Source organism: Halomonas fontilapidosi, from assembly GCF_014192285.1.
In the GTDB taxonomy this organism is placed as follows: domain Bacteria; phylum Pseudomonadota; class Gammaproteobacteria; order Pseudomonadales; family Halomonadaceae; genus Halomonas; species Halomonas fontilapidosi.
Genome location: NZ_JACHXQ010000003.1, coordinates 218118 through 232720, shown reverse-complemented (window position 1 = coordinate 232720; position 14603 = coordinate 218118). Strand labels below are relative to the sequence as shown.

Below are 14603 nucleotides of genomic sequence, written 5' to 3'. Positions count from 1 at the left end.
TGCTTGATCCCGGGTGGAGGATTCGCAAACACTGCGGGTACGCCAGAACGTTCAACGACAAGCACCCAGCACCACCTACCCGAAAGGATGTCGAGCCCATGCACAACAAGTTCAACAAGCTCTCCCTCGCCGTGACCATCGCCTCCACGGCGCTGATCGCCAGCCAGGTCTCCGCCTCCGGCTTCCAGGTCCGCGAGCAGAGCGCCAAGACGCTGGCCAACGCCCTCTCCAACGCCGCCGCGGGGGCCGAGGACGTCAGCTTCATGGCCTACAATCCGGCCGCCATCGGCCATATCGACGGTAACCAGGTCGCTGGCGGGGTAGCCTATATCGATGCCGATTTCGAGCTGCAGGACGCCACGGCTTCTAATGGGCCGATCGTCTATGGCGTCGACCAGTCCGGCCAGGGCGGTGAGACGGCCACGGTGCCGAGCTTTGCCGCGAAGACACAACTGAACGAGCGGTTCGATCTGGGCCTGGCCATCTACGCGCCCTACGGGCTCTCCACCAAGTACGATGAGGACTGGATCGGCCGCTACCACGCCGTGGAGACCGAGCTTAAGACGATCGACTTTCAGCCGACCCTCAACTACCGGGCGACCGAGCGCCTTAACCTGGCGGTGGGCCTGCGCGCGCAATATGCCGATGCCACATTGTCTACCGCGAATGACCTTGGTACGGCTGCTGCTTTGGATCCTGACAATCCGCTGAATTCCTTAGCGACACCGGGTAAAAATGATGTCATTGGTGAAGTGACGGGCGATGACTGGGGCTATGGCTATACGCTTGGGGCTTTATTCCAAGTAACTGAGAAGACGCGCCTCGGCGCCAGCTATCGTTCAGAAATCGACCTGACGCTGGATGGCGAACTCGACGTCCGGGGCACCGACCCTGTCTCTGATGCCGCCATTGATTTGGGGGCTGTGACTGGAACCGGTGGCAAGGCTGAGATAACTACGCCTGCCAACCTGAACTTGGGGATCTACCACCAGCTGAATGATCGGCTGGCGCTGATGGCCAATGCCGAGTGGACCGAGTGGAGCAGCTTCGACGAGCTGGTGGTCGAGTTCGAGGATGGTCGCGACCCGAGTCGGACCGAGGAAAACTGGGACGATACCTGGGCCTTCTCGGTGGGCGCCAACTATGCGCTGACCCCGCAGTGGCTGCTGCGTGCCGGCCTGGGCGTGGATGAGAGCCCGGTGCCCAGCGCCGAGTTCCGCACCCCGCGGGTGCCGGATGCCGATCGCCAGTGGGCCACGCTCGGCGCCACCTGGATGCCCAGCCCGGCGCTTGGCATCACCGCCGGCTACATGCATGTCTTCGCCGACGATGGCGATATCGATCAGGACGGCAGTAAGGAAGAGAACGCGACCAAGGGTAGCCTGAACGGCACCTACGAGGTGGAGGCCGACGTCTTTGCCCTCTCGGTGGACTACCGCTTCTGAGCATCGAGCACGCGCCTGACCTCGAGACCCGGCTTCGGCCGGGTCTTGTCGTCATGGGCGCCCGTCGGCGTGGGGGTGGATGCGGCGCGGCGGCACTTTCGCTACAATAGGTTCCTTTTCCGCGCCGCCAGCGGCCTGGCTCCAACCAGGCCGGCGGTGGCCGTTTTTCCATTGCAGACTCGGATGAGCCCCATGCTGGAAACCAACCCGATTCATCACCTCATCAAGGACCTGTCTGAGCGGACAGATGTCCTGAGGGGGTATCTTTGACTATGCCGAAAAGAAGGATCGGCTAGAGGAAGTCACGCGCGAGCTCGAGGACCCGAACGTCTGGAACGACCCCGACTATGCCCAGAAGCTTGGCAAGGAGCGGGCGACGCTGGAGGCGATCGTGGCCACTATCGACGACCTCGACCAGGGCCTCGGCGACAGCCGCGACCTGCTCGAACTCGCCGAGATGGAGGACGACGAGGGTACCGTCGACGAGGTTCACAAGGAGCTGGAGGGGTTGCAGGCCCGCCTCGAGAAGCTCGAGTTCCGGCGCATGTTCTCCGGCGAGATGGACGAGAACAATGCCTATCTCGATATCCAGGCCGGCTCCGGCGGCACCGAGGCCCAGGACTGGGCCAACATGCTGCTGCGCATGTACCTGCGCTGGGCCGAGCATCACGGCTTCAAGGCCGAGATCATCGAGGTCTCCGCCGGCGATGTGGCGGGCATCAAGTCCGCCTCGGTGCACGTCCAGGGCGAGTACGCCTTCGGCTGGCTGCGCACCGAGACCGGCGTGCATCGCCTGGTGCGCAAGAGTCCCTTCGACTCTGGCGGTCGCCGCCACACCTCGTTCGCCTCGGTGTTCCTGTCGCCGGAGGTGGATGACAGCTTCGAGGTCGAGATCAATCCCTCGGACCTGCGCACCGATACCTACCGCTCCAGCGGTGCCGGCGGGCAGCACGTCAATACCACCGACTCGGCGGTGCGCATTACCCACGAGCCTACCGGCATCGTGGTGGCCTGCCAGAGCCAGCGCAGCCAGCACGCCAACCGCGACTTCGCCATGAAGCAGCTCAAGGCGAAGCTGTGGGAACACGAGATGCAGAAGCGCAACGCCGCCAAGCAGGAGGCCGAGGACTCCAAGGCCGATATCGGCTGGGGCAGCCAGATCCGCTCCTATGTGCTGGATGACCAGCGCATCAAGGACCTGCGCACTGGCGTGCAGTCGAGCAGCTGCGACAAGGTGCTGGACGGCGATCTGGACCAGTTTATCGTCGCCAGCCTCAAGCAGGGCCTCTAGCCCTGCCGCTCATGGCGGGGCGATGGGCCCCGCCGTGGCGGCGCCTTTCCCCGTCGCCGTTTTCCCGCCCCAGCCCAACTTGATGACAGGTAGTGATATGGCCAACGAGAGCCCCTCAGCGGATAGCCCGCAGAACGACGAGAACCGCCTGATCGCCGAGCGCCGTGCCAAGCTGGCAGCGCGCCGCGCGCGTGCCGCCGAGACCGGCGAGAGCGCCTTCCCCAACGACTTTCGCCGCGACAGCCTGGCGGCCGAGCTGGTCGACGAGCTTGGCGACCGCGACAAGGCGGATCTGGAGGCCCTGGACCGCCGTGCCGCCGTGTCCGGGCGGATCATGCGCAAGCGCGGGCCCTTCATCGTCATCCAGGACCCGTCCGGCACGATCCAGCTCTATGTCGACAAGAAGGGGCTGCCGGCCGAGGTGCTGGAGGACGTCAAGGGCTGGGACATCGGCGACATCGTGGCGGCCCGGGGGCCGGTGCACAAGTCGGGGAAGGGCGACCTCTATGTGATGATGGTGGAGGCCAAGCTGCTGACCAAGAGCCTGCGTCCGCTGCCCGACAAGTTCCACGGCCTCACCGACATGGAGGCGCGCTACCGCCAGCGCTACGTCGACCTGATCATGAACCCCGACTCGCGCAAGGTGTTCGAGACCCGCGCCGGGGTGATCAGCGCCATGCGTCGCTTCTTCGAGGATCGCGGCTTCATGGAGGTAGAAACCCCCATGCTGCAGCCGATTCCCGGCGGCGCCACGGCACGCCCCTTCGTCACCCACCACAACGCGCTGGACATCGACATGTACCTGCGCATCGCGCCGGAGCTCTACCTCAAGCGCCTGGTGGTGGGCGGCTTCGAGCGGGTCTTCGAGATCAACCGCAACTTCCGCAACGAGGGGCTCTCCACCCGCCACAATCCCGAATTCACCATGATCGAGTTCTATCAGGCGCATGCGAACCACGACGATCTGATGGACCTCACCGAGGAGATGCTGCGCAGCGTGACCCGCAAGGTGCTGGGCAGCACCACGGTGGTGAACACCGTGCGCAACGGCGAGGGCGAGGTGCTCGAGAGCTTCGAGTATGACTTCGGTCAGCCGCTGCGGCGGGTCACGGTGTTCGATGCCATTCTCGAGTTCAATCCGGAGATCCATGCCGAGGCGCTGGCCGACGAGGCCGCCGCGCGCCAGATCGCCGAGCGACTGGACATCGACGTCAAGGACGGCTGGGGGCTGGGCAAGATCCAGATCGAGATCTTCGAGAAGACGGTGGAACACCGCCTCCACCAGCCGACGTTCATCACCGAGTACCCCACCGAGGTGAGCCCGCTGGCGCGGCGCAAGGACACCAATCCTTTCGTCACCGAGCGTTTCGAGTTCTTCGTCGGCGGTCGCGAAATCGCCAATGGCTTCTCGGAGCTCAACGACGCCGAGGACCAGGCCGAACGCTTCCGCGAGCAGGCCGTGGAGAAGGAAGCCGGCGATCTGGAGGCGATGTACTACGACGCCGACTATATTCGTGCCCTGGAGGTTGGCCTGCCGCCGACCGCGGGCGAGGGCATCGGCATCGACCGGCTGGTGATGCTGCTCACCGACAGCGCCTCCATCCGCGATGTGCTGCTCTTTCCGGCGATGCGCCCCGAGGTGGAGTGATCGGGGCCGGAAGTGTTGGTAAGGGGCGGCCCGAGCACCCATAATGGTCGTCGTTTCGACGTCGAGGAGACCGTGATGAAACTGCTCAACCGCTCTGCCCTGAGCGTCAGGCCGACCCGGCACTTCGTGGACTGGATCAATGCGCTCGAACCCACGATGGAGGGCGATGACCTGACCCTGGCCGACGTCGAACGTGAAAGCACTGTCTACCTGATCCCGGAGATGGACGCGCCCGAGGCGCTGGAAGCCTTCGTGCGCGAGCGCTATCTCGAGATCCTCGAGACCGAGCTGCGGGCCTGGGAAGAGGACGAGCGCCAGTGGCCGGAGGCCCTGGACTGGGCGCTCTTCCAGCGCTTTCTGCAGGTCGAGCACAGCTACCTGGCCATCGACCTCGACGACGAAGCGGCCCTGGAAATCTCCGAGGTGGACGACGCTCTCCTGCTGGAGACCGATCAGGACTGATCCACCTGCCGGGCAGCGATCATGGGAAACCGGCTTCGGCCGGTTTCCGCGTTATCGACCCTTAGTGACGGAAGCAGGATGAGCCGACTCTTCGCGACCCAACCCGGTGATGACGGCCTGCCGGGTCCCGAGCGGCGTCTGGCGGTGCTGGCGCTGATCCTGGGTACCCTGATGGCGGTGGTGGACACCACCATGGTCAACATCGCGCTGCCTTCCATGGCGGCCGACCTCGGCGTCTCCGCTTCTCGGATAGTGTGGGTCACCAACCTCTTCCAGGTCGTCTGCGCGGCCTTCCTGCTGGTCTTTGCCGCCCTCAGCGAGCTGGTCAGTCGGCGGCGGCTGTATGCCACCGGTGTCGCCTTGTTCACCCTGGCTTCCCTGGGCAGTGCCCTGGCGCCGAATCTGGAAATCCTGCTGTTCTTTCGCGCCCTTCAGGGTCTCGGGGCGGCGGCCACCCTCTCGATAGGCCCGTCACTCTACCGCTCGATCTTCCCCTCACGACTGCTCGGCAGCGCCCTGGGGCTCTCCGCCCTGGTGGTGGCCGGTGGCTACGCCGCCGGACCGACCCTCGGGGGGCTGGTACTCTCCGTGGCCAGCTGGCCCTGGCTGTTCGCCCTGCATGTGCCGCTGGGAGTCTGCGCCTCCTGGCTGGCCTGGCGGGCGTTGCCGCGGGAGGCGGGGCGGCGCGACGGCTTCGACTGGCGCGGGGCGCTATGTTCGATCGCCATGCTGGCCGGGCTCTTCCTCGGCCTCGACGGCATCGGCCACGGGGCACCCACCTGGCAGGTACTCGCCTGGCTGGGGTTGAGTCTGCTCAGTGCCGTGCTCTTCCTGCAGCGCCAGCAACGGGCCCGCCACCCCCTGCTGCCGCTCTCGCTGTTCGGCGAACGGCGCTTCACGCTGGCGGTCTCTGCCTCGGGACTCGCCTTTGTCGGCCAGGGCCTGGCCTTCGTGGCACTCTCCTTCCTCTATCAGCAGGAGATGGGGTTCACGCCGCTGGAGACCGCCTGGATGTTCACGCCGTGGCCGCTGGCGATCATGGTCGTGGGCCCCCTGGCCGGACGGCTGGCCGATCGGGTCAATCCCAGCCTGCTCGCCAGCACCGGGCTGGTGTTGCTGCTGCTGGGCCTCGCGGCCCTCGCCGGCCTGGATGCCGAGGCCGGCGTAATGGACAGCCTATGGCGCACGGCGCTCTGCGGATTCGGTTTTGGTCTCTTCCAGCCACCCAACAACCGCGAGATGATGGCTAGCGTGCCCCACGCGCGCAGTGCCCGGGCCTCTGGCGTGATGAGCACGACGCGCACGGTGGGCCAGTCGCTGGGTGTTGCGCTGGTGGGTGCTTTCCTGGCCGCCGGCGCGCCGGTGCAGATGACCCTATGGGTCGGCGCGGGGGCCTGCGTGCTGTCGCTCGCGGCGAGCCTTGGGCGGGTGTCGCCGGCCGGGCGGGCCCAGCGTGAGGCGCGTCACGCCCAGCCGCTGCGGGCGTCGTCGGACCCGGACTGAAGGCGTACAATGGAGCCATCACTCACTCAGCATCGGAACCCCGACATGAGCACCCAGGCCACCATCGAAGACAAGCTGAGGGCTCTCGAGCCCGCCTTTCTGGCGGTGGAGAACGAGAGCCACCGGCATAACGTGCCGCCCAACTCCGAGACCCACTTCAAGGTCACTCTGGTGTCCTCGCGCTTTGAGGGACTGATGCCGGTTAAACGGCACCAGCAGGTCTATGCGCTGCTCGCCGACGAACTCGCCGGTCCCGTCCATGCGCTGGCGCTGCATCTCTTCACGCCAGACGAGTGGGAGGCCAGCGGCCGCTCACGGCCCGATTCGCCCGACTGCCGGGGCGGCGGTCAGTCGTGACGCCGGAGCCGCAGCGCCTGCAGTACCTGGAGGCCATGGGCCTGACCGCCTGGGCCTCTCGCTATCGCTTGCCCAATGCCCTGCCCACGCCAGCCTGCGAGTGGGAGACTGCCTCGCCGGAGGCCGAGGGACGCCGTGCCCCGGGGGAGCGGCTGCATGCGCTGCTCGACGAGGCCGCGGAGGCGCAGGTCGCCGCCCCGCGTCCGGCTCCCGCCGAACCGGAGCCGCGTCACCGGCCCTCGGCCGGCAAGGCCCGCGCGCTGCTCGGTGATCTGGTGCCCGCCGAGGTAAAGGAGGCCGAGCACGAGGCGCCCCGTCCGGGGCCCGTTCAGCAGCGCGGGGAGGCGCTGCGTTTTACCTTGCAGGTGGCGTGTCTGGATGGCCGCTGGCTGCTGCTGCTGCCCGGCAAGGCGCCGCCCAGCCGCGTGGAGTTGCGCCTGTTGCGCAACCTGCTGCGTGCTGCCGGCGTGGTGCCCGAACAAATGCCGACCTTCGAGGCCTTTCGCTGGCCCCAGGTGGAGGAGCTGCCGGTAGAGGCGCCGCTGGAGGAGGCTCGCGAGGGCCTTCAGGCCTTTCTGGCCGGTCGTCAGCGCCGCGGCTGGGTGCCGGAACGGCTGCTGGTGTTCGGGGAAGACGAGACGCTCGCCGAGCTGCTGACCCTCAGCGATGGCCATTGTCCGCTGCTGGCGCTGCCGGCCTGGCAGGGACCGGCGCTGGGGGAACTGGCCGGCAGTGCCGAGGCCAAGCGCGCCCTCTGGCCGCAGATGGCGGGCTGGCGGGATGCCTGGCGGGCGGGACATGAGGCCGACTGAGACGGTGCGCCGGCTGGCACCGGTCGATCTGGCAGCGCTGTCGGCGCTGGAGCAGGCCGCCAGCGCCGACCCCTGGAGCCCCGGGCAGTGGCGGGACGTGCTGGCCGACGCCGATAGCCGGGTGTTCGGCATCGAGCGCGAAGCGCGTCTGGTCGCTCATGCGGTGCTGGTGAGGTTGCCCTTTGATGCGGAACTGCAGGCGATCCTGGTGGCCCGGGAGGCGCGCCGTCAGGGGGCGGCGAGGCATTTACTGGCAGCAGTGATCGAGCAGGCACGCAAATGGCAGAGCGAGCGCCTGCTGCTGGAGGTGAGGGCGGGCAACCAGGCGGCCCTGGCACTCTACCGGCATGCAGGGTTCGGCGAAGACGGCCGCCGGCATGGCTACTATCCGGCACGCAACGGCGGCCAGCGGGAGGATGCGCTGCTGATGTCGCTTCCGCTGACCTGATGCCTCAGTTGCTGGTGGTGGTCTCGACCTCGTCGAACTTGCCCAGCAGGGCGGAGAGGCGACGCTCCCACTCCTCGCGCTCCTGCTTCAGGCGGGCGTTTTCCTCGCGCAGCTCCTCGGCTTCCATCCTCATCAGCTCCAGGGCCTCGACGGCGCTGGTGACCTTCTGTTCGAGCTGGTTGAAGAGTTCAATACTCATCCTGTTCTCCTGACGACATCCTGCTGGTGGGGCATGCCCGTTGGGTTCCTTCAGCGCGCAGCGTAACGCCGCGGTCGGGGCTCAGCAAGCGTCGCCGTCGGGCGACCTTGCGCCTGGCGGTTGTCGGCGGTAGAGCCATCCCGTGCTGTCGCCGGCCCGTACCTCGCGATGCAGGTGCCAGTTGGCGGGTACCTCCGGGGCGAGCGATGACTCGGTCTCCACGTAGATCAGTGCCTCCTCGGCGAGCCAGCCGGCCTCCAGGGCGTGGCAGCAGGCCCCGGCGAGCCCCAGGCGGAAGGGCGGATCGAGGAATGCCAGGGAGAAGGGAGTAGGGGCGCCGGTGAGGAAGGCCTGGGCATCGGCGTTGACCAGCCGGGCGCGTTCGTTGGCTCCCAGGGCCGCGAGGTTGTCGGTGAGTTGGCGCGCCACTTTGGCGTCGCGCTCGACGAATACCGCCTGCCGGGCGCCCCGCGAGAGGGCCTCGAGGCCGAGTGCGCCGGTGCCGGCAAACAGATCCAGCACCCTTGCCCCGGGCGTGGCATCGGTGAGCCAGTTGAACAGCGTCTCGCGCACCCGGTCAGGCGTGGGACGCAGCCCCGGGCGGTCGAGCACCGGCAGCTGGCGGCGGCGGTACTCGCCGCCGATGATGCGCAGCCGGCCGGCATTCCGGCGTCCGGTGCCCTTGCCCTGGGGAGCGTCCGATCGGCATGGCTTTCGAGAGGAGGGGCGGCGTCGTGTCATGGGGGCGGATTGTAACCGCCGGCTTGTCCACAGTCATGGTGCTCAATGGTAGGATGAGGCGATTCGTTCATCCGTGAGGCGTGATCCCCCCATGTTCGGTATTTTCAAGCGCAAGAAGCAGCAGGAAGGGCAGCAGACAACACCGGAACAGGAGGCCGAGCAGCAGGCGGAGGAGCAGGCGGAGGAGCAGACGGCGGATGAGGTCAGCACGCCGGCGGAGGACGTCGACCAGGCAGGCGACGAGACGGCAACGCCCCCGGCGCCGCATCATCAGACGTCCGTGACCCCGGCCAGCGAAGCCATGCCCGAGCCCGCTCCCGAGCCACCGGCCAAGCCCTCGCCTGAATCCGAGCTCGCCCACGAGACCGAGCCGTCGCCACCCAGGGCGGCGCTGCAGGAGAAGCCGGTCGCCGAGAAGAAGGGCTGGTTTGCCCGCATTCGTGCCGGGCTTGGCAAGACACGCGCCAATCTCACCGACGGTCTGGCCGACCTCTTCATGGGCCGCAAGCAGATCGATGACGACCTCATGGAGGAGCTCGAGACCCAGCTGCTGATGGCGGATGTGGGCATCGAGGCCACCACCGAGATCATCGACCGGCTCACCGACCGGGTCTCGCGCAAGGAGCTCAAGGAGCCCCAGGCGCTCTACCGAGCCCTGCAGGAGGAGCTCGCGGCGATGCTCGAGCCGGTCACTCGACCGCTAACGCTGCCGCCCAAGGGCGAGGGCCCGTTCGTGATCCTGGTGGTGGGCGTCAATGGTGTGGGCAAGACCACGACCATCGGCAAGCTGACCCAGCGCTTTCAGCGCGAGGGGCGCAGCGTGATGCTGGCGGCGGGCGATACCTTCCGTGCAGCGGCAGTGGAGCAGCTAAAGGTCTGGGGCGAGCGCAACGCCGTGCCGGTGATCGCTCAGCATACCGGCGCCGACAGCGCCTCGGTGATCTTCGATGCCGTGTCGGCCGCCAAGGCGCGAGGCGTCGACGTGCTGATCGCGGATACCGCAGGGCGCCTGCACAACAAGGCTCATCTGATGGAGGAGCTCAAGAAGGTCCGACGGGTGATGGCCAAGGTCGACGACACTGCACCCCACGAGGTCATGCTGGTGCTCGATGCCGGGACTGGCCAGAACGCCCTCGCTCAGGCCTCGACCTTCAACGAGGCGGTGCCGGTCACCGGTATCACGCTGACCAAGCTCGACGGCACCGCCAAGGGCGGCATTATCTTCGCTCTGGCCCGCCAGCTCGGCACGCCGATCCGCTTCATCGGCGTCGGCGAGTCGCTGGATGACCTGCGACCCTTCGCGGCGCAGGAGTTCATCGATGCCCTGTTCGATCGCGAGCCGGTGTCGCCGGCGTCATGATCGCCTTCGAGCACGTCGGCAAGCGCTATGGAGGGCGTTTCGAGGCGCTCGCCAATATCGATTTCCGGGTGCGACGCGGCGAGATGGTCTTCCTCACCGGCCACTCCGGCGCGGGCAAGAGCTCGCTGCTGCGCCTGATCATGCGTCTGGAGCGCCCCAGCCGCGGCAAGGTGCGGGTGGCGGGCCATGACATCGAGCGCCTGCATCACAGCCAGATTCCCTTCTATCGCCGCCAGATCGGCGTGGTCTTCCAGGACCATCAGCTGCTCTTCGACCGCTCCATCTATCACAACGTGGCCCTGCCGCTGGAGATCCAGGGGGTCGAGCACCGCGAGGCGGCGCGGCGGGTGAGGGCGGCTCTGGACAAGGTGGGCCTCTTGCATCGAGAGGGTGCGCTGCCCATCGAGCTCTCAGGCGGCGAGCAGCAGCGGGTCGGCATCGCCCGGGCGGTCGTCAACAAGCCGGCGTTACTGCTTGCCGACGAGCCCACTGGCAACCTCGACCCCCAGCTCTCTGCCGACATCATGGCGCTGTTCGAGGACTTCAATCGCATCGGCACCACGGTGATGGTCGCCAGCCACGACCTGGCGCTGATCGCTCGGCTTCGCCACCGCACCTTGCGCCTCCATGACGGACGCCTGGTGGCTGACGAGGAGGTCGCATGAGCCGCGAATCCGCCCCTTCGCCCCGCGGGGCGCGCACCCAGCGGCCGGCTGGTGGCATACGCTGGCGGGCCTGGGCGCGTCATCACCGTGCCATGGTTCTCGACAGTGCGCGTCGCCTGCTGCGCCGCCCGCTGGGGAGTCTGATGACCATGCTGGCCATCGCCATTGCCCTGGTGCTGCCCGCGGGGCTCTGGCTGACCCTGGACAGCGCGCGTCTGCTCGACGCCGAGCTGGAGCAGAGCGCCACCCTCACCGCTTACCTGGAGGTCGGAGTCGGCGATAGTGAGGCCGGACGCATCGAGCAGGCGCTGGCCGCCCAGGCGGGGGTGCTCGACACCCGCTTGATCACCGCCGCCGAGGGCATGGCCGAGTTTCACCAGGCGCTGGGGCTGCGCGATGCGCTGGCCCGCCTCGACGACAACCCCCTGCCGGCCAGCGTGGTGGTGCGCCCCGCAGACCCTGCCCCCCAGGCAGTGCGGCGACTCGCCGAGCGGTTCGAGGCTGTTCCCGGGGTCGACGAAGTGCGCCTGGACCTCGCCTGGCTCGAGCGCCTGCGTCACCTTGCCGAGTTGGGCCAGCGGGTCACCCTGGCGCTGGGTGTGCTGTTCGGGCTGGGCGTGCTGTTGGTGGTAGGCAATACCATCCGGCTCGCCGTGGAGAATCGCCGTCAGGAGATCGAGGTGATCACCCTGATCGGTGCCACCCATGCCTTCGTGCGCCGCCCGTTCCTGTACAGCGGCGCCTGGTTCGGGCTGGGCGGTGGCCTCTTGGCCTGGGGTCTATTGACGCTAGGCAGCGACTGGCTTTCGGCGCCGGTCTCGGCCCTGGCGGCGAGCTACGGGGCCAGCTTCCACCTGCCGCGGCTGGGCCTCGAGGGGTCTACAATACTACTGTGTTCTAGTACACTACTTGGCTGGCTGGGTGCCTGGATCGCCGTGAATCGGCACCTGGCGGAGAGTCGGCCTCGCTGAGCCGAGGGTTGGACGAATCCACGGGATATCGGGCATCGGCCGGAACTTTCATCGGTCTTTACCATCTTATACGGCAACCATGCACAGCCTTATGGGTTTCGAAGGAGACAACCTGCACATGAGCACCAGTCTTCTGCCGGTGGGTCAGCTCTCGCCGGGTCATGACCTGAACGGTTACATTCAGGCGGTCAACGGTATTCCGATGCTGACCGTCGACGAGGAGCGCGAACTGGCCTTCCGTCTGCACGACGAGGGAGACCTCGAGTCGGCGCGCCGGCTGGTGCTCTCGCATCTGCGCTTTGTCGTCTACATCGCTCGCAGCTACTCCGGCTACGGGCTGCCTCAGGCCGACCTCATCCAGGAAGGCAACGTCGGTCTGATGAAGGCCGTCAAGCGCTTCGACCCTAACCAGGGAGTGCGGCTGGTCTCCTTCGCCGTGCACTGGATCAAGGCCGAGATTCACGAGTTCGTGCTGCGCAACTGGCGTATCGTCAAGATCGCCACCACCAAGGCCCAGCGGAAATTGTTCTTCAACCTGCGGGGCGCCAAGAAGCGCCTGGCCTGGCTGAATAGCGACGAGGTCGAGGCCATCGCCAAGGATCTTGACGTCAAGCCCGAGGTGGTTCGCGAGATGGAGGGCCGTCTGTCGGCCCACGACGCCGGTTTCGATGCCTCGCCGGGCGAAGACGAGGAGTCCGCCTATCAGGCGCCGGTACACTTCCTCGATGACAGTAGTGCAGACCCGGCCACCCAGCTCGAGGACAGCGACTGGGAGCAGGATGCCACCCACCGCCTTCAGCAGGCCCTGGCGGCCCTTGATGAGCGCTCTCGGGACATCCTGCAGCGCCGCTGGCTGGGAGACGACAAGGCCACCCTGCACGAGTTGGCCGACGTCTACGGCGTTTCTGCCGAGCGTATCCGCCAGCTCGAGAAGAATGCCATGAAGAAGATTCGCCAGCAGATCGGCGATACCATGGCGGCGTGACGCCCTGCGGGCAGCGCCGAGCGACAGGCGCCTAGCCTCGAGGTAGCAAGCGGAAAGTAGACAGTGACGAGAGGGCCCCGTCGGCGACCGCCGGCGGGGCTTTTTACGTTCTCCTTGAGCCCTTGCTCGGCGCGCTACGCCGTCTGCGGGCTCTCCCGAAGCAGCTGTGCCGAGAACAGCGCCCACTGGTCGTCCCAGTGCTCGGTGGGGCGGTGGCGGAAGTCGCTGCGCACGTAGCGCGAGATCTGCCCCTCCAGATGGGCCAGCAGCAGGTTGGCAGCCGCCGGCACGGGCAGCGCGGGGCGGCGCCCTTCGCGCAGCTCCGCTTCACGCAGCACCTGCTTGAGCTGGGTCTCGAGACGCTCGAAGAGCTGGTGGATGCGAAGACGAAGTCGTGACGTCTCGCCGGTCAGGGCATCGCCACCCAGCAGGCGCGAGAGGCCCGGGTTCTTCTCGGCGAAGGCCAGCACCAGGGTGAGGATCTGGCCGCAGCGCGGCACCGCCTCCGGCACCTCATCGAGGATGCGGCCGATACGCTCGAAGAGGGACTCCTCGATGAACGCGATCAGCCCCTCGAACATGCGCGCCTTGCTGGGAAAGTGGCGATAGAGCGCGGCCTCCGAGACACCGACCTGGCGTGCCAGGGCGGCCACGGTGATGCGTTTGCCGCTATCCTCTTCCAGCATCAGCGCCAGGCCCTGCAGGATCTGTTCGCGGCGATTGGGGGGACGTGTTTCCTGCGTCATGTCGTTGTGTTCTTGTCGGTCGAGTGGATCGGGGCCGGCAGGCTCAGACGGCGTTCAGGTCCTGGGGAATGTCGGTGATCAAGGTGCCCACCCCGGCATTGGTGAAGATCTCCAGCAGGGTGGCATGGGGCACTCGACCGTCGATGATGTGGGCGCTCGCGACGCCCCCCTTCACGGCGTCCAGGGCACAGCGGATCTTCGGCAGCATGCCGCCATGGATGGTGCCGTCGGCGATCAGGGCATCCACCTGGGCGGTGGTCAGCCCGGTGAGCACCTCGCCCTCGCTGTTCATCAGCCCGGCGACGTTGGTCAGCAGCATCAGCTTCTCGGCATCCAGGGCCTCGGCCACCTTGCCGGCCACCAGGTCGGCATTGATGTTGTAGCTGCGGCCCTTGGCATCCACGCCGATGGGCGCGATCACCGGGATGAAATCGCGCGCGGCGAGCATCTCGATGAGGTCGGTGGAAATATGCTCCACCTCGCCCACATGGCCGATGTCGATGATCTCCGGCGCGGTCATTTCCGGGCTCTGATGCTCCACCTGGAGCTGGCGGGCGCGGATCTGCGCGCCGTCCTTGCCGGTCAGGCCGATGGCCTTGCCACCGCTCTGGTTGATCAGGTTGACGATCCCCTTGTTGACCAGGCCGCCCAGTACCATCTCCACCACGTCCATGGTCTCGGCGTCGGTCACTCGCATGCCGTTGACGAACCGCGACTCGATGCTGAGCTTCTCCAGCAGTTCACCGATCTGCGGCCCCCCGCCATGCACCACCACCGGATTGATGCCGACCTCCTTCATCAGCACCATGTCGCGGGCGAAGGAGTCGATCAGGGTGTCCTCGGTCATGGCGTTGCCGCCGTACTTCACCACCACGGTCTTGCCGGAGAAGCGCTGGATGTAGGGCAGGGCCTCGGAGAGCACCTCCACCACCAGGCGTGGGTCACGGTTGTGTTCAGTCATCGATCGGGT

At 67.0% G+C, this 14603-nt stretch carries 16 protein-coding genes; 12 read left to right on the top strand and 4 right to left on the bottom strand.

Translation table 11 applies throughout. The features are described from left to right. Positions 1–98 precede the first annotated feature (98 nt). The 8 genes from FHR95_RS07175 to rimI all read left to right on the top strand — a co-directional run bounded on the left by FHR95_RS07175 (position 99) and on the right by rimI (position 7966). Positions 99–1445, top strand: coding sequence for an OmpP1/FadL family transporter (locus FHR95_RS07175; protein ID WP_183313897.1), 1347 nt, complete (start codon positions 99–101; stop codon positions 1443–1445). A 192-nt stretch (positions 1446–1637) separates the two neighbouring features. After that, a protein-coding gene (gene prfB, locus FHR95_RS07170) for a peptide chain release factor 2 (protein ID WP_343065194.1) occupies positions 1638–2736 on the top strand; the annotation gives its coding sequence in 2 pieces (ribosomal slippage) (positions 1638–1712 and positions 1714–2736; 1098 coding nt in all). A 97-nt stretch (positions 2737–2833) separates the two neighbouring features. Next, the gene (gene lysS / locus FHR95_RS07165) at positions 2834–4384 is read left to right on the top strand and encodes a lysine--tRNA ligase (RefSeq protein WP_183313896.1); all 1551 of its coding nucleotides are present in this window, start codon (positions 2834–2836) and stop codon (positions 4382–4384) included. Positions 4385–4459: 75 nt separating this feature from the next. After that, positions 4460–4846, top strand: coding sequence for a hypothetical protein (locus FHR95_RS07160; RefSeq protein WP_133637541.1), 387 nt, complete (start codon positions 4460–4462; stop codon positions 4844–4846). A gap of 78 nt (positions 4847–4924) precedes the next feature. Next, the gene (locus tag FHR95_RS07155) at positions 4925–6349 is read left to right on the top strand and encodes an MFS transporter (protein ID WP_183313895.1); all 1425 of its coding nucleotides are present in this window, start codon (positions 4925–4927) and stop codon (positions 6347–6349) included. Between the two features lie 105 nt (positions 6350–6454). Continuing rightward, entirely contained in the window at positions 6455–6706 is a 252-nt protein-coding gene (locus FHR95_RS07150) for a BolA family protein (RefSeq protein WP_425485277.1), read from the top strand. After that, the gene (locus tag FHR95_RS07145; protein WP_183313894.1) at positions 6703–7518 is read left to right on the top strand and encodes a hypothetical protein; all 816 of its coding nucleotides are present in this window, start codon (positions 6703–6705) and stop codon (positions 7516–7518) included. The genes FHR95_RS07150 and FHR95_RS07145 overlap by 4 nt, the downstream gene beginning before the upstream one ends. Further along, a complete protein-coding gene (gene rimI, locus FHR95_RS07140) occupies positions 7505–7966 on the top strand; it encodes a ribosomal protein S18-alanine N-acetyltransferase (RefSeq protein WP_183313893.1) in 462 nt (153 codons plus the stop codon). The genes FHR95_RS07145 and rimI overlap by 14 nt, the downstream gene beginning before the upstream one ends. Before the next feature lie 4 nt (positions 7967–7970). On the opposite strand, the gene FHR95_RS07135 is transcribed toward rimI, so the two are convergent. After that, the gene (locus FHR95_RS07135) at positions 7971–8165 is read right to left on the bottom strand and encodes a cell division protein ZapB (protein ID WP_183313892.1); all 195 of its coding nucleotides are present in this window, start codon (positions 8163–8165) and stop codon (positions 7971–7973) included. 81 nt (positions 8166–8246) lie between these two features. Next, entirely contained in the window at positions 8247–8906 is a 660-nt protein-coding gene (gene rsmD / locus FHR95_RS07130; protein ID WP_183313891.1) for a 16S rRNA (guanine(966)-N(2))-methyltransferase RsmD, read from the bottom strand. 91 nt (positions 8907–8997) lie between these two features. On the opposite strand from rsmD, the gene ftsY reads away from it, so the two are divergent. The 4 genes from ftsY (at position 8998) to rpoH (ending at position 12887) form a co-directional block, all read left to right on the top strand. Further along, positions 8998–10266: a signal recognition particle-docking protein FtsY gene (ftsY, locus tag FHR95_RS07125; protein WP_183313890.1), complete on the top strand. Its 1269-nt coding sequence runs from the start codon at positions 8998–9000 to the stop codon at positions 10264–10266. Then, positions 10263–10931 (top strand): cell division ATP-binding protein FtsE, encoded by a 669-nt coding sequence (gene ftsE / locus FHR95_RS07120; RefSeq protein WP_040184968.1) that lies wholly within the window; start codon positions 10263–10265, stop codon positions 10929–10931. Before ftsY ends, ftsE begins: the two co-directional genes overlap by 4 nt. Then, complete coding sequence (gene ftsX, locus FHR95_RS07115) at positions 10928–11902, top strand: permease-like cell division protein FtsX (RefSeq protein ID WP_183313889.1); 975 nt, start codon at positions 10928–10930, stop codon at positions 11900–11902. Before ftsE ends, ftsX begins: the two co-directional genes overlap by 4 nt. A gap of 118 nt (positions 11903–12020) precedes the next feature. After that, positions 12021–12887, top strand: a complete 867-nt coding sequence (rpoH, locus tag FHR95_RS07110) for an RNA polymerase sigma factor RpoH (RefSeq protein WP_183313888.1) — start codon at positions 12021–12023, stop codon at positions 12885–12887. A gap of 134 nt (positions 12888–13021) precedes the next feature. Here rpoH and slmA read toward each other — a convergent pair whose 3' ends face one another. Both slmA and argB read right to left on the bottom strand, forming a co-directional pair. Continuing rightward, positions 13022–13633, bottom strand: a complete 612-nt coding sequence (gene slmA, locus FHR95_RS07105) for a nucleoid occlusion factor SlmA (protein ID WP_040184973.1) — start codon at positions 13631–13633, stop codon at positions 13022–13024. Positions 13634–13676: 43 nt separating this feature from the next. Next, the gene (gene argB, locus FHR95_RS07100; RefSeq protein WP_183313887.1) at positions 13677–14594 is read right to left on the bottom strand and encodes an acetylglutamate kinase; all 918 of its coding nucleotides are present in this window, start codon (positions 14592–14594) and stop codon (positions 13677–13679) included. Positions 14595–14603 lie beyond the last annotated feature (9 nt).